Origin of the sequence: Pseudoalteromonas sp. D15MCD-2 (assembly GCF_038562745.1) — a bacterium.
GTDB lineage: Bacteria > Pseudomonadota > Gammaproteobacteria > Enterobacterales > Alteromonadaceae > Pseudoalteromonas.
Map to the genome: position 1 here is coordinate 3,241,174 of NZ_JBCFQE010000001.1, position 23,762 is coordinate 3,264,935.

The 23,762-nt window shown below is 37.5% G+C and carries 21 protein-coding genes; all 21 read right to left on the bottom strand.

Features of this window, described 5'->3' with window-relative positions; genetic code table 11:
- Positions 1 to 3: 3 nt before the first annotated feature.
- On the bottom strand, positions 4 to 1,434 hold the full coding sequence (gene cysN, locus AADY36_RS14870; RefSeq protein WP_342409155.1) for a sulfate adenylyltransferase subunit CysN: 1,431 nt from the start codon (positions 1,432 to 1,434) through the stop codon (positions 4 to 6).
- A gap of 61 nt (positions 1,435 to 1,495) precedes the next feature.
- Positions 1,496 to 2,410 carry a sulfate adenylyltransferase subunit CysD gene (gene cysD, locus AADY36_RS14875; RefSeq protein WP_342409156.1) on the bottom strand — a complete coding sequence of 305 codons (915 nt, stop codon included), beginning with the start codon at positions 2,408 to 2,410 and terminating at the stop codon, positions 1,496 to 1,498.
- 390 nt (positions 2,411 to 2,800) lie between these two features.
- Positions 2,801 to 5,041, bottom strand: a complete 2,241-nt coding sequence (locus AADY36_RS14880; RefSeq protein ID WP_342409157.1) for a polysaccharide biosynthesis tyrosine autokinase — start codon at positions 5,039 to 5,041, stop codon at positions 2,801 to 2,803.
- Between the two features lie 14 nt (positions 5,042 to 5,055).
- Positions 5,056 to 5,490: a low molecular weight protein-tyrosine-phosphatase gene (locus AADY36_RS14885; protein ID WP_105175007.1), complete on the bottom strand. Its 435-nt coding sequence runs from the start codon at positions 5,488 to 5,490 to the stop codon at positions 5,056 to 5,058.
- 12 nt (positions 5,491 to 5,502) lie between these two features.
- Positions 5,503 to 6,621 (bottom strand): polysaccharide export protein, encoded by a 1,119-nt coding sequence (locus tag AADY36_RS14890; RefSeq protein WP_342409158.1) that lies wholly within the window; start codon positions 6,619 to 6,621, stop codon positions 5,503 to 5,505.
- Positions 6,622 to 7,795: 1,174 nt separating this feature from the next.
- Positions 7,796 to 8,281, bottom strand: coding sequence for a transcription/translation regulatory transformer protein RfaH (rfaH, locus tag AADY36_RS14895; protein WP_058583906.1), 486 nt, complete (start codon positions 8,279 to 8,281; stop codon positions 7,796 to 7,798).
- Between the two features lie 125 nt (positions 8,282 to 8,406).
- Positions 8,407 to 9,573 carry a nucleotide sugar dehydrogenase gene (locus AADY36_RS14900; RefSeq protein WP_342409159.1) on the bottom strand — a complete coding sequence of 389 codons (1,167 nt, stop codon included), beginning with the start codon at positions 9,571 to 9,573 and terminating at the stop codon, positions 8,407 to 8,409.
- 27 nt (positions 9,574 to 9,600) lie between these two features.
- A complete protein-coding gene (locus tag AADY36_RS14905) occupies positions 9,601 to 11,529 on the bottom strand; it encodes a polysaccharide biosynthesis protein (RefSeq protein WP_342409160.1) in 1,929 nt (642 codons plus the stop codon).
- A 148-nt stretch (positions 11,530 to 11,677) separates the two neighbouring features.
- The gene (locus AADY36_RS14910) at positions 11,678 to 12,226 is read right to left on the bottom strand and encodes a sugar transferase (protein ID WP_342409161.1); all 549 of its coding nucleotides are present in this window, start codon (positions 12,224 to 12,226) and stop codon (positions 11,678 to 11,680) included.
- On the bottom strand, positions 12,226 to 13,113 hold the full coding sequence (locus tag AADY36_RS14915; RefSeq protein WP_342409162.1) for an NAD-dependent epimerase/dehydratase family protein: 888 nt from the start codon (positions 13,111 to 13,113) through the stop codon (positions 12,226 to 12,228). The genes AADY36_RS14910 and AADY36_RS14915 overlap by 1 nt, the downstream gene beginning before the upstream one ends.
- An 8-nt stretch (positions 13,114 to 13,121) precedes the next feature.
- Entirely contained in the window at positions 13,122 to 14,126 is a 1,005-nt protein-coding gene (locus AADY36_RS14920; protein WP_342409163.1) for an acyltransferase family protein, read from the bottom strand.
- 7 nt (positions 14,127 to 14,133) lie between these two features.
- Entirely contained in the window at positions 14,134 to 15,240 is a 1,107-nt protein-coding gene (locus AADY36_RS14925; protein ID WP_342409164.1) for a glycosyltransferase, read from the bottom strand.
- A complete protein-coding gene (locus AADY36_RS14930) occupies positions 15,227 to 16,567 on the bottom strand; it encodes a hypothetical protein (RefSeq protein WP_058583913.1) in 1,341 nt (446 codons plus the stop codon). The genes AADY36_RS14925 and AADY36_RS14930 overlap by 14 nt, the downstream gene beginning before the upstream one ends.
- Positions 16,560 to 17,147 carry an acyltransferase gene (locus tag AADY36_RS14935; protein ID WP_342409165.1) on the bottom strand — a complete coding sequence of 196 codons (588 nt, stop codon included), beginning with the start codon at positions 17,145 to 17,147 and terminating at the stop codon, positions 16,560 to 16,562. The genes AADY36_RS14930 and AADY36_RS14935 overlap by 8 nt, the downstream gene beginning before the upstream one ends.
- A complete protein-coding gene (locus AADY36_RS14940; protein ID WP_342409166.1) occupies positions 17,140 to 18,384 on the bottom strand; it encodes a hypothetical protein in 1,245 nt (414 codons plus the stop codon). The genes AADY36_RS14935 and AADY36_RS14940 overlap by 8 nt, the downstream gene beginning before the upstream one ends.
- A complete protein-coding gene (locus AADY36_RS14945) occupies positions 18,378 to 19,355 on the bottom strand; it encodes a hypothetical protein (RefSeq protein WP_342409167.1) in 978 nt (325 codons plus the stop codon). The genes AADY36_RS14940 and AADY36_RS14945 overlap by 7 nt, the downstream gene beginning before the upstream one ends.
- The gene (locus tag AADY36_RS14950; RefSeq protein ID WP_062566056.1) at positions 19,336 to 20,169 is read right to left on the bottom strand and encodes an NAD-dependent epimerase/dehydratase family protein; all 834 of its coding nucleotides are present in this window, start codon (positions 20,167 to 20,169) and stop codon (positions 19,336 to 19,338) included. The genes AADY36_RS14945 and AADY36_RS14950 overlap by 20 nt, the downstream gene beginning before the upstream one ends.
- The gene (rfbB, locus tag AADY36_RS14955) at positions 20,166 to 21,230 is read right to left on the bottom strand and encodes a dTDP-glucose 4,6-dehydratase (protein ID WP_058583918.1); all 1,065 of its coding nucleotides are present in this window, start codon (positions 21,228 to 21,230) and stop codon (positions 20,166 to 20,168) included. Before rfbB ends, AADY36_RS14950 begins: the two co-directional genes overlap by 4 nt.
- An 11-nt stretch (positions 21,231 to 21,241) precedes the next feature.
- Positions 21,242 to 21,787: a dTDP-4-dehydrorhamnose 3,5-epimerase gene (gene rfbC / locus AADY36_RS14960; RefSeq protein WP_062566058.1), complete on the bottom strand. Its 546-nt coding sequence runs from the start codon at positions 21,785 to 21,787 to the stop codon at positions 21,242 to 21,244.
- Complete coding sequence (rfbA, locus tag AADY36_RS14965; protein WP_058583920.1) at positions 21,784 to 22,665, bottom strand: glucose-1-phosphate thymidylyltransferase RfbA; 882 nt, start codon at positions 22,663 to 22,665, stop codon at positions 21,784 to 21,786. Before rfbA ends, rfbC begins: the two co-directional genes overlap by 4 nt.
- Before the next feature lie 84 nt (positions 22,666 to 22,749).
- On the bottom strand, positions 22,750 to 23,712 hold the full coding sequence (locus tag AADY36_RS14970; RefSeq protein ID WP_342409168.1) for a Wzz/FepE/Etk N-terminal domain-containing protein: 963 nt from the start codon (positions 23,710 to 23,712) through the stop codon (positions 22,750 to 22,752).
- Positions 23,713 to 23,762 lie beyond the last annotated feature (50 nt).

A 23,762-nucleotide genomic window follows, 5' to 3' on the forward strand; every position in this document is an offset into this window, starting at 1 on the left:
TCTCTAAATTGACTTACAACTCCATTCAGGGTAGTGCTGTCTAATGTAATTATTTAAAGCAATTTCTGCTTCTGTGTAAATACGTGTTTGAAGGTTAGAGCTTAGATATTCTGCGTTAGTATTTGTGATCATACCCGCACCTACCGTCACATTGGTTAAGCGGTCAATAATGATGAATGAGCCAGTACCTATAACTTGTTTGTATTGATCAATCACCACTGGTGCTGATGTTTCGATTGTACAATTAGCAATTTCGTTTAATTGTAATTCGTTAGCATCAATTTGTTCTAGGGTATTTACATCAATACGATGGTTAATACTGCTAATTTTACCAAAAGTATTTTTAGTACCAATTTTCAGCTCGTACTCTTTACCAGGTTGCATAGCAGCGTCGGCCATCCAGACAATTGTTGCTGCAAAGTTTGAGCTAGTTGTTGGTAGTTGTTTTTGGTCTGTGCTTGACTTAACAATGACATCACCGCGCGAAATATCAATTTCGTCTTTTAAAGTAAGTGTTATGGCTTGACCGGCAAAGGCGCTTGGTAAATCCCCATCGGCAGTAACAATGCGCTCTACCGATGATGTTTTACCTGATGGAAATGCTGTAATTTGGTCGCCAACATTAATAATGCCGCTGGCAATGGTGCCGCAAAAACCACGGAAGTCTAAATTAGGGCGGTTAACATACTGTACAGGTAAGCGGAATGTATCTAAGTTTTTATCATCACTAATCGTTACTGTATCGAGCAACTGCATTAATGTGGCACCTGGGTACCAGTCTAGGTTGTTACCTTTATCAACAACATTGTCGCCTTTTAGCGCCGAAATTGGTACAAAGCGCACATCAGGAATATCTAATTGCTCAGCAAAGGCTTTGTAATCAGCTTTAATTTGGCGGTACACATCTTGGCTGTAATCGACTAAGTCCATTTTATTAATGGCTACAATAACGTGCTTAAGGCCAAGTAGTGATGCAATGTAGCTGTGACGCTTAGTTTGGGTTTGTACACCTTTACGGGCATCAATCATCACAATGGCAAGGTCACAGTTAGATGCACCGGTTGCCATATTACGCGTGTATTGCTCGTGCCCTGGGCAGTCAGCAATAATAAACTTACGCTTTTCAGTTGCAAAATAACGGTAAGCTACATCAATGGTAATACCTTGCTCACGCTCTGACTGAAGACCATCGACCAATAACGCTAAATCGAATTCTTCGTCTGTGGTATTGAATTTTTTTGAGTCGTTTTTAATAGCCGCCATGTGATCTTCAAAAATTAATTTTGAGTCATGTAGTAATCGGCCAATTAATGTTGATTTACCATCATCAACATTACCACAAGTTAAAAAGCGCAGTAGGTCTTTATTTTCGTGTTGTTTTAAGTAACCTTCGATATCTGTTTCAAGAAGGTTTGGGGTAATTTGTTCAGTCATTATAAATCCTTTGAAAATGGAAGTTGTTAGTTATCAGAAGTCAGATTTCAGTCGCTTTCGCTTAGAAATAGCCTTCCATTTTCTTTTTCTCCATTGAGCCAGATGAATCGTGATCGATTACACGGCCTTGGCGCTCTGATGTTTTTGTTAGTAACATTTCTTGAATGATTTCTGGGAGCGTTGTGGCGTTAGATTCAACCGCACCTGTTAATGGGTAGCAACCTAGGGTTCTAAAGCGTACCATTTTCTTCATTGGTACTTCGCCTTCTTCAAGTGGCATACGTTCGTCATCAACCATAATTAATGTACCGTCACGCTCAACTACCGGGCGCTCTGCCGCAAGGTAAAGTGGTACAATGTCGATATTTTCTAGGTAGATGTATTGCCAAATATCTAGCTCTGTCCAGTTACTTAGTGGGAATACACGAATACTTTCGCCTTTGTTTACCTTGCCGTTAAAGGTATTCCATAACTCTGGGCGCTGGCTTTTAGGGTCCCAACGGTGGTTTTTATCGCGGAATGAATAAACACGCTCTTTAGCGCGTGATTTTTCTTCGTCGCGGCGTGCACCACCAAACGCAGCATCAAACTGGTATTTGTCTAATGCTTGTTTTAAGCCCTGAGTTTTCATGATGTCGGTATGCTTTGCACTACCATGGGTAAATGGGCCTACGCCGGCATCTACACCTTCTTGGTTAATATGCACCAACAAATCAAAACCTAATTTTTCTGCCATTTTGTCGCGAAACTCGATCATTTCTTTAAATTTCCATGTGGTATCAACATGCATTAAAGGGAACGGTGGTTTAGCAGGGTAAAACGCTTTCATTGTTAAGTGCAGCATTACTGCTGAGTCTTTACCGACAGAGTAAAGCATTACTGGGTTATCGAATTCGGCAGCAACTTCACGAATAATGTGAATAGATTCAGCTTCTAGTTGCTTTAGGTGAGTCATGCGGGCTTGGGAGATTTCCATTTTTACTCCATGAAAGTATGCTAGGTTTCGAAAGAAAGAAGCCGTAGGAGAAGTCAGAAGTTAGATATCAGAGGTTAGACGGTAAATATCAGATGTAAGATATCAGAGGTTAGATATCAGAGGTTAGATATCAAGTTTCAGATATCAGTTTTAGATATCAGATGTCTGTTTTCGGATATCGGTGCTTTGATTTCAGAATTTGGGCTTCAATCACCGAGATTATTTAAAATTTTTTATTCAATTCTAGGGTCTAGGGTCTAGGGTCTAGGGTCTAGGGTCTAGGGTCTAGGTTCTAGGTTCTAGGTTCTAGGTTCTAGGTTCTAGGTTCTAGGTTCTTCAACACGCTTGCGTGGTGACAATTAAGTCAATCAGAACCTAGAACATCTTTAATTACTTATCAGATTTATATTCGTAGTTGTAATAGCCGTAATAGCCGTACGCATTGCTTGCCTTACGTACTACACCATTAAATACTACACCTTTTACGTCTATGCCGTTTTGTTCAAAGCGGTTACGAGTAAGTTCAATTTCACGTAAATGGTTTTGGCCAAAACGCGTTACTAATAACGTACTACCTGCATGAGCGCTTACAATTGCAGGGTCTGTTACCGCTAAAATAGGTGGTGTATCAACAATAATAATGTCGTACTTGCCACTTACCTCTGCAACCATTTTACTAAAGTTGCTATGCATTAATAGTTCTGATGGGTTTGGTGGTATTTGGCCACGGGTGATTACATCTAGCCCTTCAACTTGTGACTTTTTAGTCACTTGTTCAAGATTTAAACGGCCCGATAATAAATCACTTAAACCATCGTCCCATTTCATACCGAACTGAGTTTGTAAATAACCTTTGCGCATATCGGCATCGATAATCAGTACCTTTTTACCGCTTTGTGCAAGTACGGTTGCCAGGTTTACCGAGATAAACGACTTACCCACACCTGGGCTTGGGCCAGATATTGCAATAATGTTATTTTTGGCCTCCATCATTGCAAAATGTAAGCTTGTACGAAGGCTGCGTAGCGCTTCAATAGATAAGTCAGCTGGGTTATCTACTGCAAGTATTGACTTAGGCTTATCTTTAACTTTGCGTGCACGATTAAAACCCGTTAGCTTATCTTGGAAATCTGAATAAGGTACCGATGCATAAACAGGTAAGCCAATGCTTTCGATCTCAGTTGGATCTTCAACGCCGCGGTGCATTGCTTTTTGAATTAGCACTATAGCAACCGCTAAAAAGCCACCAAGCATTGTTGCAACAACCGCGACGAGCGCTTTTTTAGGCTTAACAGGCTCTGTTGTATCTACCGCTGCAGCATCGACCACGCGAACATTACCTACCGTACCAGCACGTACAATATCAAGCTCTTGTGTTTTGCTTAGTAAAAGCATGTAAATTTCGTTACCTACTTCTACGTCGCGGGTTAAGCGTAATAGCTCTTGCTGTGTTTCTGGTAGGTTACCCACTTTAGATGTGAGTTCGTCTTTTTCTGATTTTACAGATTCAATTTGCTTTAAAACGCCTTGGTAGGCAGGGTGCTCACGCTTAAACTTACGGCTTAACTCTAAGCGTTTAAGTTCAAGCTCTTGTAAAGTTGTTTCTAGCTCTACAATTTGCTCAAGCACACCTTGTGTTTCAAGGCTAATGTTTACCGAGTTACGTTGTTTTTGGTAGTCGTTAAAACGTTGCTCAGACTGTTCAAGCTGCCTTTTAACTTCTGGTAATTGTACTTCTAAAAAATCTAATGATTTTTTAGCTTCTGCACTATTACGCTCTACATTACGGCGTACGTATATATCAGCTACTTTATCAAGCACCTTTGCTGCGTGCGCTGCGTTTTTATGCTCATAACCCATCGCTATAATGCCTGAGTCTTTACCTTTTTCGCTGGCACCTATCTCTTCTTGTAATTCGATAATTGTTCTATAGCGATTCTTTTTAATGAGAGTAAACTCAGTACCCGGGCGTGCATTTAAGTCTCGAATTGTTAACTCGTAATAACCAGAAGTTTGCTCTTTGCCTAAAACGCCTTTTAATACAGAGTCACCGTCCGGGTTAAAAAGCTCGTAAGTTTTATTTTCGCCAATTACTAATTCAAACTCTTCGCCTTCAAACGCTTTAGGTACATTAAACCTAAATACATTAATAGTCTCGCCACCCCAAGCATAACTACTCAAGCCTAAAAATGGATCAGCTATGTCACCTTTAGATTCAGCGACAAAGCTGCGATAAACCTTACCACCAATAATTGGGAATAACTTAGGCTCAGCAATAATATTTAGCTTTAAGGTGTCGACCGCTTCACCAATCACCGATCGCGATTTTAACAGCTCGATTTCGGTTACCGCTTCACTGCTACTTTCGAACATACCCGCCATATCATCAAGACCAGGTACAGACGGGCTGCTTTCTTCAACTTGTACAAGTGCTGTTGCTTTATATATTGGTGTACTTAACACCGCAACAGCCACACCAATAATGGCAAATACAGTTGTCACTAATACGATGAACCATTTACGGTCGAGTAATGCGCCTAGTAATGCGAGTAAGTCTATTTCTTGCGATTGCGATTCTTGACTTTTACTTTGATTTTTACTTGCTGCTAATGCAGTGGGCTGAGCATTCATCTACTACCCTTTCCTTATAAATACTTTTGCCAAGCGCTACATGCGCTATCGATTAATGCGTAAACGTGCTCAAAAGCCTCTTGGCTTTGACGGTATGGGTCGGGTATTTCTTTATCACCAACCCATTTACCTAGCAAAAATGTTTTACCACGCGCTTGCGGGTATCGAGCGCACAAGTCATTTATATGACGTTGTTCCATCACTAAAATAACGCTGTGCTGTGCAACAAGGGCTGAGGTTATTTGCCTACCCTGATGCTCGCTCATATCAATACCATGTTGCGTTGCAATTTGCTGTGCTTGTGCATCTGCATGTTTGCCTTCAAGGGCCGTTAAACCTGCTGAAGACACACTAACATTTTTACCTTGTAGTTTACTTTTTAATACATATTCAGCGGTTGGGCTTCGGCAAATGTTGCCGGCACACACAACCAATACAGAATCAAACATACTACTTAACCTCTAGTTTGACCCTGTTACATCATCAATTGCATTAACTGAACTAACTGATGGTAATAATAAGCTAATTACACGATTCCAACGTGCTAATGGTGCTGAAGTTACATACACAATATCGTGCGGTTGCAACTCAAACTGCTCTGCAAGCACTAAGGCTGCAACATTCTTTGCATGTAGTTGGTAAACATCAGCAATAATGCCGTCGGTTTCTAAGTTGCGTTTACGTAATACAAATACGCCATTTGCATCTGCTGTATTTTCGTTTAAACCACCTGCATCACTTAAAGCTTGCGCTAAATTTAAACCATAACGATTAACGCCCACTGTACCAGCGCGTTTTACATCGCCTAACACAAATACCTTTTGCATGTCGTTACGATTAACATGCACAATATCCCCATGTTTTAATAGGCGGTTTTGCGAGATATCGCCATGTGCATAAAAGTCATCTAACTGGATCACTTCTGTTTTATCGCCACGGGTAAAGGTTACGGTGCGCCAATCAGCGGCATCTGTTAAACCGCCTGCTTGGTTTAGTGCATCAATTAGAGTAAGCGGTACTTCGGTTACAGGGAGTACCCCTGGGTTGTTAACCTCACCTGTTACATAGGCTTTTTGGCTTCTAAAGCCAACAATTTTAATATCTACTTGAGGGTCTTCGATTACGCGGCTTAAGCGCTTAACAAGCTCTTTATGAACTTGTTGTACTGTTTTACCAGCTGCTTGAATATCTGGAGCGTAGGCAAAGGTAATGGTGCCGTCGGCTTGTACACGGAAGCCGTCGAACTCAGCAGTACGTTGTACTGCAGCAGGAATTGTTAATTCAGGATGATCCCATACGCCGATCGTGATTACATCGCCAACACCTAATTTGTACTGGTAATCAGAGGTGTCGATGCCATCAAGGCTTGATGGTAATGCTGGTTTCGTTTTACTTTGCTTTTGTTGGTTAATTAGAGAAGAGTCGATGATTTGGATATTAACTTTATCGAGCTCCTTCTCAAGATTATCTATTTGTTCGCCCGATTCGATTCCTTCAAAATGGCTACCGGGGATGATTGTACAGCCAGTCATTGCTAGTAACGCAAATGACGTTACAATTGTTTTACAGCTAAGCGCCATTGTTATTTCCCAAATAATTATTCTTAAAACGTCCAGTTAAAATAAAACCACAACTGTTTATTTTTACGCTGCCTAATTAAAGCATGGCATTACAAGGTTCGCAAGACTGAGTGTTTAGTAAACGCTCACTTGTGACAGGTTTTTGCAAAATAGTTAATGAATACTTCTAGGTTCTAGGTTCTAGGTTCTAGGTTCTAGGTTCTAGGTTCTAGGTTCTAGGTTCTAGGTTCTAGGTTCTAGGTTCTAGGTTCTAGGTTCTAGGTTCTAGGTTCTAGGTTCTAGGTTCTAGGTTCTAGGTTCTAGGTTCTAGGTTCTAGGTTCTTCAAGATTTTAAATCGTTGCTTGTGTGTGTTTGCAAGCGATATCGCGTTATTAATACAAAAGCCTACTTCGTAGGAGGCTTTTAACGCCGAACATTTTCAACAATTCACGGCTAAAGCTGTTCCTACGGGATTGGCGCCAGGCCATCACCGTGCATTCCATTTTGTAGGTTGTAGGCGTGAAATTTATTTCGCGCGAAGTCTTAACAACAGCGCCGTATTTGAGACCCGCCAAGCAAGCGTGACGTCTACGACCTAGGAGGCATTTTAATGCCGAACATTCCTCCTCAATCACGGCTAAAGCCGTTCCTACGGGATTGGCGCCAGGCCATCACCGTACATTCAATTTTGTAGGCGTGAAATTTATTTCGCGCGAATTATTAGCAGTAGCACCGTGTTTGAGACTCTCCAAGCAAGCGTGACGCCTACACCGTGTCTAGCCCTTCGGGCACGCTTCCGCCCCTAGGTTGCAGTTCCTACGTACTGATTTTATTATTATTTTTGTTTTTCACGTGTAAAAGCTTAATGCCTACACCGTAGGAGGCGTTTTAACGCAGAACATTTTTCCTCATTCACGGCTAAAGCCGTTCCTACGGCTTCGGGCACGCTTCCGTTCCAGTTCGTCGCAGAGCTCCTCTCGCTTACGCTTGAAAGCAAAATTATTTGCTTGTCTAGCCCTTCGGGCACGCTTCCGCCCCTAGGTTGCAGTTCCTACGTACTGATTTTATTATTATTTTTGTTTTTTACGTGTTAAATCTTAATTCTTATACCGTAGTAGGCGTATTAACGCCGAACATTTTGAACATGTTCACGGCTAAAAGCATTCCTAAGTTAATGCCGTTTTGAATCGCGACTTATAAACTGATTTCTTTATTATCTACACTTACGGTGACTTGTTTGTTTAATAAATTAACTAACAAAATGCTACGCATGTCACCATCTGACTCTTGGTAAATAGCTTGAACATTTTTAAATGACTCTGTGTTTAGATAAACAACATCACCGGCTTTTGGTAGCGAAGATGTTACCTCACTCATATCACTCATAGATTTGAGTTGAGCAATTAACTGCTCAGGTACGATTTGAAATTTATGACCATAAGCAACAAAACCACTTACTCCACGGGTATTTTTTACCGCAGAAAAGTTACAGTTTTGCGAGTCTAGCTTTATAAATAAATAACTAGGAAAAAGAGGAGATGTACGAATTGATCGGCGACCCTTTACGATTCGCTCGATTTTATGTTCGGGAAAGAATACTTCAAAACCTTGGTTTTGAAGGTTAGTTTGAGCTCTTAGCTCTTGTTTTGATTTACAAAAAAGTAAGTACCAACTTTCCATAGTCACACCTAAAATACTCATTTTCCTTAAAACCAATCCAAAAGGATTGGTTTTTATGAGCCAGCGATTATACGCAGAGAATTTAGGCGTGTCTATTACAAAATTGTTATTACCCCAAGTGAGAACTAATCACTACCAAACAGGTCTCTGGTGTATACTTTTTCTGCAACATCATCGAGCTCAGTTACCATTCTGTTGGCAATAATTACATCTGCAGAAGACTTTAATTCAGCTAGGTCATGGGTCACTTTAGAGTTAAAGAAAGTTTCTTCATGTAATTCCGGTTCATAAACAATTACTTCAACACCCTTAGCCTTAACTCGCTTCATAATACCTTGAATTGCAGATGCTCTAAAGTTGTCTGAACCTGATTTCATTATTAAGCGGTGAATACCTAAAACTTTCGGTTTTCTAGCAAGAATAGATTCTGCAATAAAATCTTTACGAGTTGAATTTGCATCTACGATTGCGCGGATCATGTTATTTGGCACATCCTTGTAGTTAGCTAGTAACTGCTTGGTATCTTTAGGTAAGCAATAGCCTCCATAACCAAAAGAAGGATTATTATAATGACCACCAATACGCGGGTCTAAACTTACCCCTTCGATTATTTGTTTAGAATTCAACCCATGACTTTCTGCGTAGCTGTCAAGCTCGTTAAAGTAGGCTACGCGCATAGCAAGGTAAGTATTTGAGAACAACTTGATTGCTTCTGCTTCTGTTGGATCCGTAAATAAAACTTCAATACCTTCTTTAATAGCCCCTTGTGCTAGTAAATTTGCAAATACTTCGGCACGCTCAGAACGTTCACCCACGATAATACGCGATGGGTGTAAATTGTCGTATAGCGCTTTACCCTCTCTTAAAAACTCTGGAGAGAAAATAATATTTTCTGTATTAAACTTTTGCTTAATGCTTTCGGTAAAGCCAACAGGCACCGTTGACTTAATAACCATTACTGCTGTTGGGTTTATTGTATGTACATCAGCAATAACAGCTTCAACTGACTTGGTATTAAAGTAGTTGGTTTCTGGGTCATAATCGGTAGGCGTAGCGATGATGATAAAATCTGCATTTTGATAAGCTAATTGCTTATCTGTAGTGGCAGTAAAATTCAGTTGCTTATTAGCAAGAAAATCCTCAATTTCTGTATCTGATATTGGCGACTTCCCGGCATTTAGTTGCGCTACTTTTTCTTCAACAATATCTAGAGCTACTACATTGTTATGTTGGGCCAACAACATGGCATTAGATAAACCAACATAACCCGTACCCGCGATTGTAATATTCATATATACCTAGTTAAACTGCTTTATTTTTTACTTTGCATTCTTCAATACAGTTACATTTTCGTTATTTTTAACACTCTCGAGCCAATGGAGGTCACAAATACCATCAGTGGGATTGAAGGCTGTTGGTGCTTCTAACAACAACTTACGAATAGAGTGGTGATCGTTTAAATCACATGACGATTTAAGCTCAAGTAAAACTTGTTCAAGCTCATCCCATGGCATCTTAACTTCGTGTGCACTCATGATTCTTTGGTGATCTGTACCAACAACGTTATCACCAATTAATAGCTCTTCATAAAGCTTTTCGCCAGGTCTTAGGCCTGTACATTGAATTTCAATATCACCATCTGGGTGTTTATTTGACTTCACTTCTAAACCAGAGAGGTGGACCATCTTAGTAGCTAAATCCATTATTTTAACTGGCTCGCCCATATCTAGAACGAAAACATCGCCACCTTTACCCATTGCACCAGCTTGAATAACAAGCTGTGCGGCTTCAGGAATCGTCATAAAGTAACGAGTGATATCTTTATGGGTTAAAGTGATTGGGCCACCTTGTTTTATTTGTTGCCTAAATAGCGGAACAACAGAGCCTGATGACCCCAGGACATTACCAAAACGCACCATAGTAAAACGCGTAGTTTTTTGCGTATCTGATAATGCTTGAAGCACTAATTCAGCCATGCGCTTAGTAGTACCCATCACATTGGTAGGTCGAACCGCTTTATCGGTTGAAATAAGTACAAAAGTCTCAACCTTGTTTTCTATCGCAGCACGGGCAATGTTACTGGTACCAAAGATGTTATTTTTAACACCTTCTATAACATTGTGCTCAACCAAAGGAACATGCTTGTAAGCCGCTGCATGATAGATAGTTTGCACTTTAAATGACGAAAGTGTCATTGAGATGAGTTTAAAGTTTTGAATAGAGCCAAGAATTGGCACTATTTCAATATTTAAGGAGTTTTGAAAAACGTAGTCTTTTAGTTCTTTTTCAATTGCATATAAGCCATATTCAGAAAGCTCAAATAAGACTAACTTGGCCGGTGAGTTTTTAACAATTTGTCGACAAAGCTCTGAGCCAATAGATCCTCCAGCTCCAGATACCAAAACAACCTTATCTTGAATATTAGCAGACATTAATTCGGAGTTTGGCTCTACTGGGTCACGTCCTAAAAGATCTTCAACACCAACCTCTTTGACTTGCTCTAAGCTTGTATTACCAGCAACAATATCTGCCATACCAGGGATTGTCATAACCTGTAATTTAAAAGACTCTATTTTATTTAGAATTTCTTTTCTGCGACTTCCCCCTGCACTTGGAAGAGCTAATAAAATTTTACTTGCAGATTTACTATTTGCCACTGAGGGAATGTCATCAGGATGAAAAACATTAATACCTTGGATAAAGGTATTTTGCTTTTTAAGATCATCATCAATGAATGCAACTGGGGCATACTCCGGCCCATTGGCAAGAGCTGTGGCTAATTGACGACCTGCAGAACCAGCGCCATAAATAATTACATTCTCTTTTCTGCGCATTATCAGTTTACCGACAATTGCACGGACAGTTAACCGACTGCCACCAATAAACAATAAAGAGATACACGCGTAAATAACAGGAACAGTTCTTGGTACCTGAACGCCTAAAAAGAATGAGCTAGCAACAAAGTAAATTGTTGATAAAATTACACCAGCAAGAATTGCCCATAGAGCTTGTGAGTTTATGTACCTAAGCACAGCACGGTAAAGGCCTAACTTTATGAAACTAAGAAGGCTTAATGGAGTTATGGCAAAAACCAACCACCAATTTTTTACTTCGTGGAATTCATCAAAGTTATCTAAACGCAAGATAAAGGCCAGCCAAAAAGCAGTAAATATAAATACTGTATCAATAGCCACAGACAAAATACGTTTTTGGCTTCTTGGTAATTTCACAAGGTAATTAAGTAACAATCGAGGGCCCTTCCTGAGCTAAGTGTTCACATCTGTGCCGATTTTACTACAGCAACAACATTCATAACAATGAAAATAATTTAACCTTAAACGACTGCGAACTCTTTATTAGTTTGTAATAATGAGTGTAAATTTGTTACCAAGTCATTTACTTTACTCTATCACCACTACCACTGCCTGTTACTGTCATAAGTATTAGCTTGAAATACAGTTTTATATTCAATGTATCAATCATTTGCTTATCAACCTCAGCTAACTTAGCTGGCGTTGACATGTCTATTTCGTTTACTTGTGCTAAACCAGTAATTCCTGGTCGCACATCAAATACGTTTAATTTACTTCTTTCTAAGGTTAGCTCTTCTTGGTTAAATAGCCCAGGTCTTGGACCTACTAAGCTCATTTCTCCTTTAAGCACATTCCATAATTGCGGAATTTCATCTAATTTCGTCTTACGTAAGAACGACCCAAAAGGAGTTATTGAAGCAGAGCTTGCTAGATGACTTGCAACTGATGCAGTATCAACCTTCATTGTTCTAAACTTTACCAAAATGAATGGCTTTTGATTACGTCCAACCCGCTCTTGTCTAAAGACTGGAGAGCCTGTATCAAATAAACCAATAATGAAAAGTATAATCAAGAAAGGAAAAGCAAATACCAATCCGAACAAAGCAATGAAAAAATCTAAAATACGTAACATTAACGTCTACCCATATTTATTTCTGTTAAAAGTTTGTCTGCTTTCGAAGAGTCGACCACAAAGTTATCAAGCAGGACATTTTCACGTTCTTTTTGCCCTAGAGCTCTTAAACCCAAACGCAGCAATACCTCAGGAAAGTAAAAGTGCCTAATATTTACTTTTTGACTACCTGCAAGATAATTCAGTACTTGTTGAAGTGATAAAGCTTTTTCATCAGCTAATAGGTAAGTCTCACCATTTGCTATATCGGTCATTAAGCAAAGTTTGGTGAAACGAAGTAATTTATCTACTGATAAGTACGAACGCTGATTGCTAATTGCTTTGAAAGGAAAAGCATGAACCTTAGAGACCAGTTTAGCTAAAGTTCTTATGTTCCCAGGTGCATCATGGCTCAAAACAAGTGTAGGGCGAATTATAATGTAATCAATGCCTGAATCGGAACAAAAAGTTTTTACTAAGTCTTCTGCGGTGATTCTCGTTTGAAGCTGTGGCTCCCCTTCAATTAACGAAGAGTTTTCATTAACATCTAAATTAGCGAATTTACCGTGCACATATGCCGTACTAAAGTAAATAAACTTTTTTATTTGATTGTTTTTACACGCTACTAATAAATCTTTTAGAGCACTAATATTTGTTTGCTCAAGCTCTTGAATAGCCGGTGTATGTTTATGAGCAAACGATGCCAAATGAATAACTTGAGTGCACCCTTTTAGCGCACAATCCCACTGTGCAAATTCAGATAAGTCACCAGTTACTATAGATTTGACTGCGGCTTGAGTAGTAATTTCGCTCTCTCTTTGTGTTATCGAGATAGAGAAATCTTTTGCTAAAAAATCAACAAGCTTTTTACCAATAAAGCCGTTTCCACCTGTAATTAAGACTCCCATATTAACTCCTAAAAGAATCTATTCTTAAGTCTTAAACTCGGTGCTTCAACTAGTTTCCACGAAACTGTAGAAACAACAAAGATCGTCGTAAATAGCACTAAGTAAGATGAAACCGTATTAAACTCAAAACCATTTGCTATAAATAACTGAATGATCGGGAAATGAAAGATATATACACCGTATGAAATATCGCCTAACTTTTTAAATGAAAGTACATTAGGCAATGAAATAAATACCAATGTAATGAAAACAGCAATTACAAATGGCTGTAAGTAATAGAAATTGAGCCACATCAAAAGAACTGATGCAATTAACAAGGCTGAAAATTGTCTTTTCAATATATCAAAGTATTTAAAGCAAAATATACCTGAAACAAAATACATCATTTGCCCTGGCAGTTGTGATGCCAGTGTTTCAGCCATTGGAATAGTATCTTTATGCAATAAGATAAAATCTTTATAAATGAATGATAATACATAGATTACCAACATATATAAGTAACTATATTTACGCTCTAACAGCATGTAAATAATAGGAACCATGCAATAAAACATAACTTCTATTTTTAGAGTCCATAATGAACCATTAATAAAGGGCTCTGGGTTCGTTGAAAATACACCATCAATAGTAGGTGCTAAGAAATTCAGAAAAACCGCATTAGCTATAAAGTACTTAATTTCAGATGCATAGTTCCCAACCGAACTCCCGTCCCCGACCAGAAAATATAAACAGCTAGAAAACAAAATTAACAAAATATATGCAGGGTAAAGGCGAAGAAAACGTCCCCAAAAATAATTAATGAGCGTTTTTCTTCTGTCGTAACTCATATAAATCAAAAAGCCACTAACAATGAAGAAAGTAGACACAGCACTACCAGATAACCAATGTAGTGATTCACTAACTGACTCCGTCAGGGGGGTTTTAGCTAAAAAAGCTAAGTGTAAAAACACGACCGCCGTGGCAAGTACCAATCTTAAAAAGTCTAGATTATTGCTTTTATAAACATACTTCATTTATGTACTACCTCAAAAGCGCCATGTAAGTTTCAAACCATGACTCTGAATCAGGAAATAACTGCGCTCTTGTGTGTGAGGCTAGCCGCGTATCGTTATACGTTTCAAGATCAAATAACTTACTTATTTGATTTACGCAATCATGCACATCATCTTCTTTGTAAATCACACCCGCTTGATCTAAAACTGAATGAGCATAATCAAGGTCTGGGGCAATAACTGGAAGATCGTAAAACATAGCCTCTATTAAAGGGTTACCGAAGGTTTCAGATTTTGAAGGAAAAATAGCCGCAAATGCAAAGTCTTGATAATATTGTTTAAGATCTGCCTGAGGTAACTCCCCTAGGTTATTGATCGGTAGTTGTTGTTCTTTTATAGCAGCTATAAATTCTGCAGCTTCAGCTATTGATTCATCAACCGTAATATTAATAACAACAGGTAATTCCTTTTCTTTTATTTCAGTAGCAAGCTTCAATAAAAATGCATGATTTTTATGTGCATAAAAGCGACTAACATAAAGTAGCTCTTTTACTTTAGGTAACTCTTGCTTAGCTTGAAAATTTGCAATGCTCTCTCTTTTGAAGTTATCGCTAATTGGGTTAAAAATAATTTCAGAATCAATTGTCACTTTTTCATTGAGCAATTTTTGCATGTAGCTACTTTGAACAACAACTGTGTCTACAGCTTTAACTGTTTTACCAAAAAGGTAACGCTTAATTTTCTCTGCAATTTTTGCAACTCCACCCAAATTACCATACAAACGATCATCAACGATATATGGATGATGAAGTAGGACTACTTTTTTCTGATTACTTTTAATACCAAATAAAAAATTTCCGAAAGCAAGAATTGCTTTAGGCTCATATTGTTTTACTAATGAATTCATCAGTGAAAAGTTGACTTTAAACACATTCAATAAGGCCTTAATACTGCCAGGTACTACGTCAACAACTACAAATTTGCAATTTTCTGTCTCTGAGTATGTTAGATACTCAGGCAAGTTTGGCACAATAAACACGAACTTTTCGCCGCTTTGTAATGCATTACGGATAAAATTATTAGCAATATTTTTGGGGCCTGCAGCAATCTGATTTGAAAAGTTAACGAGATACATTTTTCTTGCCCTCAAATAAGTAAATAAACAAAGTGAATAACATTAATAAAACGAATATGGTTAATGTATTAAAAATAAAAGCGTTTGAAATACCAAACCCTGTCAACATCATGAAGGCATAAAAAGAAACCCACAAAGGAGCAAACTTTGAACTGATCATTACCTGATAGAAGTATTTTAAAATCATACCTGTCAAAATTGCATACAAAATAACTCCAACAGGACCAAAGTGTACATAACCTGCAGTTACACGACTTAGAGGCCAACCTACAGGGATCATGTACTTAAATGGTGAATTAATTGCAACATTATTTCCCTGTGCGAAATTATAGATATAAACACCTTCATCTAGTGGTGGTTTAGCCTCATAAAATGAGCTTGGAATAAACCCTGTAAAGAAGTCCATAAATGTACTACCGAACCAAAGCTTATTTATAGAGTCAAAATATGGAAAGATAAATAGCGAAATATCAATATCACTGAATCGCTTAAATAACTCGCCCATATATGGCAAGGCGTCAGGTATTAAAGAGCCTGGATCTGACATATAGTAATCTAATGCTCCATCAACCCTTAAAATAGGTGCAAGAGAAGCAAAGAAAACTAAAAAGAATAATAAGAGTAAGTTTTTAACAGAAAATACATTTACATTTTTAATTTTATAGTTCCACATTAGAACTAAGAAAACTAAAAGTAGTAGTGGATTTTTTCTTTCACCGTAAGATGCCAACATGGCAAAGAAAAACACTGATATAAAAAATAGAAAAAGGTAATTTTTAAGCTTAATTTTTTTCAGTGACAAGTAAGTTATGTAGTAGCCTATAGAGAGCATCGCAGATATAAAAAAGATGTTCCTATACATTGCAGTACCTTGAACTACCAAGGTTTTATTATCCATATTACTTATCAGAAAGAAGAAACCGCCTACTTTATGAAGGAACAAAGCAAACATTAGTATAGTGAGGGCAATAAAGAAGTAGCTCGCATATTTAAATTTTACTACTTTCATGCCTACACCAATACTTGATACGCCAAAAAGTTTGCCCTTAGGTTCAAAAAAAGCCATGGTAAAAATACAAACAATTGCAAATATTAGCTTGTACATAACATGCTGAAAAAAGGCAAAACTAAAGTCATCTAAGTGATAGATAACTTTTGGATGAAGCTCTTGCGGATTATGGGCTATAAAATATAGATATGGCACTTCGGCCATAGAAAACAAAATGAAAAAGGGAATTACATGGAAAAAGTCTTTCTTCCCCTTTTTCAAATAAAGAAGTAACAGTAATAGGACAATAAAATAAAAGGTTATAAATGCATCAATCATTGTATTGTTTTATTCTTTTTGCAGGTACACCACCAAAGATACATTGCTTTTCTGTAATTGACTTAGATACAACCGCAGCACTCGCAACGATCGTTTTTTCAGCGATACTTTCAGCAGTTTCTAATAAAATTGCACGTGTACCTAACCAGCAATTTGCTGCAATTTCCTTTTCTATACCAACAGGCTTACTTTTAGGGTCGTAGCCATGGCTGTGGCTGTAAATAACAACCCCTTCTGATAACAAAGTGTTATTTCCAATCGTTAATCTACCAGTGTGATCTAAATGGCAATTTCGGCATATATGTACTTTATCTTCGATAATGCATTCACCGGTGTTGTTCTCAGATACAAGCAATGTTCCTTTTCCAATGAAAACCCCATTGCCTATGGTTACAAGTTTGGGTGACTCAATTCTAGCACCAAACTCGATACGAACATTCTTACCTACTTTTTTACATACTGCCTTATAAAATAGAGTATTTAAAATATCGAAAAAGACTTTTAGAAAACGCAAAGGAATTCGTACACAGAAAAGTAGTAAGCCACTGTCTTGGTAAAGTTTCATAATACGATTAATCATTAGATAAGCCTATTTGCGAAAATATATATAAATAAACAACACATGAAGTTAGATAATAAACACTAAACGAAATAGCTAAGCTCTCTGCACTTGCAGTTACAGCCAAAATATATATGCCCATTACTACCGCAGAAGTCAAAGCAACGTAAAAAAGTTGATATGTTTTATTCATAACTACCATTACTCGGTTGAATGCTAAAGCAATAGAATAGAATAAACAGATTAAAGTTACTTCTAAAAATAGATTCGAGGTATATTGCTCACCATATAAAAGTAAGAAATAATCGTAAAGAAAATAACCTATAGCAATGAAGAGAAGGCAAGATAAAAACATATAACGCAAAGCGTAGACAAGAAGTTGTTTTACATTGCTACCCGATTCATGGAGCTTCGTTAAGTTTCGTAAAACAATATTACAGATGATATTTAAAAGGATTGAACAAATCATAAACATCTGAAATGAAACATCGAATTCAGCAAGTGCTACAAAGCCATTTTCACTGTTAGCAGTTATATACCTTACAAACCAAAAGATAAAAGCATTAATTGCTGAACCTAAAATTACTGGCTTTATCGTATTGAATACACCTTTAGTTTTCTGAAAAAGCACATCGTATTTAATATTTTTTAAAACATGCATGTGATTTATCAAGACATTACATGCTTTGATTGCTAAATCTGTAAACTGATAAATAAGCATATAAAATAAAGCTATTTCAACAGTAATATCTTCATATGTATTGAAAATAAAAGCGGCCGATAAAACGATGCTAATTACTGTTGAGAAGAAAATGACTTTATAGATGCCTTTCCCTATGTACACCGAGGTCGCATAGCCATTCAACAGAGTTAGTGAGATCAATATTACTACTGTCAAAACTATTTGAAGTGTCAAAAAATCAAAAGAAGATAAACTTCCTAAAAATGAACTGCTTGACCATAATAATAAGCATAAGGTTGAGACAATTAATGCTGTAAATGCATAGAAAACACCATACGCAAGCACTGATACTCTACTAAAGTTCTCTTTAGAGCTTTCTTTAACAGCGAAAGGGTTTACTGCTGAGCTAAATGTAGTCTCAAATAAGTTAATTGTACTTCGCAAAAACACAAAAGTTCCATAAACATCTTTTGATGTGTAACGAGCAATTAAAATATTAAGAATTAATATAAAGCCTTTCGCTATTAAAGTACTAAGCATTAATAAAAATGCACTAGAAAAGAGTTTTTTTAGCATTGAATTAAACGCTCAACCCAGTTTTCTATAGAGTAACTTTCATAAACTTCATTACTAACTGGAACATATGGTGAAGTTAGAAATTGTGCTAGATCTTGCTCGTTCTGCTCGCCAATTACAAAAACATTTTCAGCTTTATAAAAAGGCTCTTCCATTACTAATTTATTGTTAGTAATTAGCTTTTTGTTTATTCCTAAGGTCTCAATGGTTCTCATTGTTAAGCCTGTTTGATCAGGGTGGCCATAATCAATAATGACCTCAGAATCACACATCACACGAGAAACATCTTGAGCACTCAGCTTATCGAACGAAACCTCTTCTATTGGTACCTTACGAAAGGACTTGTTAATAACTTTTAGTACTTTAAAGACGGGTTTGCTAGGGTAATAAAAAAATGTGAAAGCAGGTTTATTAAGATTCTTTTCAACCAAAGAAGCCATCCCTAATACATCACTAAAGCGATTAGAGTGTAATGTTCCAACAAAAGCAGCTGAGTATTTATTATCTGAGACTGAATTTACCTTTCGGCTATATTCTTTGCTATAGAAAAGCGGTAAATACTCAAGGTGTTCTATATTTTGACAATCAACCCTATCAAATGATTTTATTGCATCAAAATACTGAAACTTCCCTTTAGCACCTTTCACATTAGACAATGAGTCCCATGAGTAGTACACAAACTTTGCTTTGCTAAAGGTCTGCTTCATTTTATCAAGCAAAAACTCTGAAAGGCCTTCACCTTTAATGACAACAATCAACTCATAGTCGCCTTGCCAGTCAATCTCATTTATAAAGTACTTTGCTGTTAACTTACTTGTGAGGCTTGGCATTAACCTTGACTTTACTCGATCAAAGTTACTCTTTACATAAATGTGGTTAATCCAGTCTACAGAATGACCTTTTGACTCCATCACATTTATAATTTTTGTGTAATAGCCAAACGTATCTGGACTAAAGAGTAAAACTTTCATGCTTGTTGTAAAGTTCCGTAAATGAGTTAATCATTGATTCGAGATCGTCTTCAATTGTAGCCGGGCTAAAGTCAATCACACTTTGCAGCTTGCTAATATCAACTTCAGAAAAGGCTTCATTAACATTACTTTCAAACCAATTTACTTTACAGCCTGTTTTATCAGTCAATACTTTTGCAATTGTATCTGCACGAGTGTTTCTTCCTGAAGCAATGTTAAATATTTCATTACTTTGAATGTCAGCTTTGGCTAACTTGTAGATTGCACTAGCTACATCAACTACTGAAACATAGTCTTTTTGATAGTCCTCGCGGATATACATATTTACTTCTTTTTTAGCGATCGAATCTCTAACTATTGAAGGTAAAAATAGAGGGCTGTTTACCGCTAATCCATAAACGTTACTTGGTCGAACTATGATTGCTTTATCTACTAGGTTTAATACTAAATTCTCAGCCGTAAGCTTTGTTAAGTTAAATAGCGCTCTGTTATCTTTAGCACAAACAGTGAGGTCAGCACTTTCACAACTTGCTTGCTGATTCATGTAAACACGCGTAGATGAAATATAAATAAACCTATCAAACTGGCTACTTTCAAGCATTTTTACTAGGTAACTGACGTTTGAATCGAGTACTTTCATTGGATTATTAGCGCAGTCTCCATGGCCTGCAGCATAAATCACTGTGCCTAATGCTTTAGTGAAAACACCCTCATCTAGCTTTTCTGGTACATAGACTTGCTCACCAGCCTCTCTAAGCTGCTTTACAATCTCACTACCTATGAAGCCTTTACCACCAATAACTGTGTAAATCATGCGCTGCCAAGCCTCTCACGTTGATAATTACCAGACTGGACATTTTGACACCATTGTGAGTTTGCTAAATACCATTTAATTGTTTTTAAAATACCTGACTCAAATGTTTCAAGTGGCTGCCAACCTAGCTCTTTGTTTATTTTTGAGGCATCAATTGCATATCTTAAATCATGGCCGGGCCTGTCTTGTACAAATGTAATTAACTCTTTAAAGTCATCTAAGCCAGCAGGCTTTTCTGCAATTAGATCATTCAGATGGTTACAAATTGTTGTGACTACCTCAATATTTTGTTTTTCATTGAAGCCACCAATATTGTATGTTTCGCCTAGTTTTCCCTCAGATACAACTTTATAAAGTGCTCTTGCATGGTCTTCAACAAATAACCAATCTCTTACTTGCTTACCATCGCCATATACAGGTAGTTTTTTACCCTCTAAAGCATTAAGAATAATTAGCGGGATCAATTTTTCCGGAAAATGATATGGACCATAATTATTTGAGCAGTTTGTTAGCACTACTGGTAGTTGGAAAGTTCTGTTCCATGCTCGAACAAGATGATCGGATGCAGCTTTAGACGCAGAGTAAGGTGAACTAGGCTCATAAGGCGTTTTTTCAGTGAAAAGACCCGTTTCACCTAAATCGCCGTATACTTCATCTGTTGAAATGTGGTGAAAGCGGAATACTGTTTTCTTTTCATCATTTAGAGAAGCATAGTAAGTTCTGGCAGCCTCGAGTAGCTCGTAGGTTCCAACAACATTTGTCTGAATAAATTCACCTGGTCCATCAATAGAGCGATCCACATGGCTTTCCGCGGCTAAATGCATGATAAAGTCAGGTTGAAACTTGGCAAACGTAGCGCTAACTATTTCTCGATCACAAATGTCACCTTTTACAAAATGATATCTTTCATTTTGTTCTACAGATGCTAATGACTCTAAATTACCTGCATACGTTAGCTTATCGAAGTTAACTACTGTATGTTCAGTTTCATTTATTAAGAAGCGAACTAATGCTGAACCAATAAAACCAGCTCCGCCGGTTACAAAAATTGTTTTACTCATAAATTACTCGATTAGAAGGTAGGAGCATCTGCTAGCATTAAACCAGCTTCATCTTTAGGTGATAATAATGGCTGCATACCATTTACAAGAGGCCATTGAATCGCAAGAGTAGGATCATCCCAAGAAATGCTTTGTTCAAATTCAGGTGCATAATAATTTGTGCACTTATAAACAAATTCAGCAGATTCAGTTGTTACATAAAAGCCATGTGCAAACCCTTCTGGCACCCAAAGCTGTCTTTTATTGTCACTATTTAATAAGACACCAACATGCTTTCCAAAAGTCGGGCTATCTTTTCGAATATCAACAGCAACATCATAAACTTCTCCGGCAATCACGCGCACTAATTTCCCTTGCGTTTGCTGCGTTTGATAATGCAGACCTCTTAAAATACCTTGGCCAGATTTACTGTGATTGTCTTGCACAAAAGTTACATCTGCAACATGCTCTCGGAACCAGTCTTCACGAAACGTTTCTAAGAAAAAACCTCGCTCATCACCAAATACTTTAGGTTCTAAAATTTTTACATCAGGGATATCTGTATCAATTATATTCATGAGAAAACTCTTCTTGAAAGTAGGCTCAACAAATACTCACCGTAACCACTTTTGACTAATGGAGCAGCTAATTGCTGTAACTGTTGCTCATTGATATATCCCATTCGAAAAGCGACTTCTTCAGGACAATTTACTTTTAATCCCTGTCTTTTTTCTATAGTTTCGATAAATTGCGCTGCTTGTAGCAGGCTGTCATGGGTGCCGGTGTCTAACCAGGCCGTTCCGCGGCCCATAATTTCAACATTTAAAGAGTTAGTCTCCAAATATTGCTCGATAACATCGGTTATTTCTAGCTCACCTCTAGGTGAAGGTTCAACATTCTTTGCATACTCAACAACTTTATTATCAAAGAAATATAAACCTGGGACAGCATAGTTTGATTTTGGCGCTTCTGGCTTTTCTTCTATAGAAATCGCTTTGCCACTCTCATCAAACTCAACAACACCATATGAACATGGATTTGCTACATGATAGCCAAAAACCGTTGCTCCAGACTCCCTAGAAGCAGCTAGCTGCAGTGACTTAACAAGGTCGTGGCCATAGAAAAGGTTATCACCTAAGATCAATGCAACATTGCTATTTCCAATAAACTCTTCACCCAACAAAAAAGCCTGAGCTAGGCCATCTGGCGACGGTTGAGTTTTGTACTCAATATTGATGCCCCAATCTTTGCCATCACCTAGTAGTTCTTTAAAGCGGTCTAATTCTGCTGGCGTTGTTATGACTAGAATATCTTTTATGCCAGCATTCATTAAGGTAGCGATTGGATAATAAACCATCGGCTTATCATATACGGGCATAAGTTGTTTACTTACGACTTTCGTTAATGGGTAAAGGCGAGTACCGCTACCACCCGCTAAAATAATACCTTTAGTCATATAACTTCCATAATATTAATACCTGAATTTCAGGCTTAACTTTAAAAAATGATATAGAGTGAGTTTCAAAATAGCGCTTAGTTATCAAGCACTTTCTTGCTCTCTAAAATAGTTCTTTCCTAAAACAATCAGAATGCCAATTAAAATCCCAAATAAGGCCCCTACAACACATATAAGCGCTCTTTTTGGACTTACTCTTTCTTCAGGAACTAATGCTGGATCGATAGTTTTGAAAACATACTCATCTCGAACTTCAGCGAACATAATTGTTTTAGCTTGTTCCTCAATAAGCTTAAAAAGTACAGTTTTAATATCTGCAACTTTTGTATTTTCAATTTGTTGCTTTAAAAACTCAGTGCTTTTAATTGCCTCGGCTACATCTCGCTCTTTCATCTCTTTGTTAATATCTTCGATGAGCCAAATTACCCATTGTTGGGCTATGTAGGGCGAAATATGTTCCACAGAAATTGTAATCATACCAGTGTCTTTTGAAGAATTTACGTAGACAATCTCTTTAAACTCTCTATAAGCTTCTTGTAGTGATGGCTTTGGCTTAAATGGAGGGTTAACATCTCTGACCCAAGTATTTGTTTTGGCATCATAGATATCTTCATCGTAGGATATAGTATTGGCTTCGTATGACCAGCTTTTAGCAGCCATTAAATCTAGCAAAATATTATGTCGCTCAATGAACTCACTTGTAAATTTTCTAGATTTTAATACTTCAATTGCTAATGCTGACTTATCAGAAGAACCTGCTCCTAAATCAATTCCAGCCATACTAGCTAGACCACCAAATTGACCTGCTAATGCAGCTAACCCCCCTTCTCCTTGACCACTATCAGCAGGAGAAAGCAGTGCTTCTGATTTATAAATATTTGGAAGGCTAAGCGCTAAAGCAACAGATAAACATGTAAAAATGACGGCTACTATTGCAATTGTTAACTTGCCTTTCCAAATAGTTAAGAAAAAGCCTTTAAGATCTACGCCTTCATCTTCAGCATACATACTTTGTTGAATATTCTGTGAATCCACACTTCTTTCCATTGGTAAGTTATCTCATTTATTTAAAGTTACTAAAATTAAATGCCCGGTAA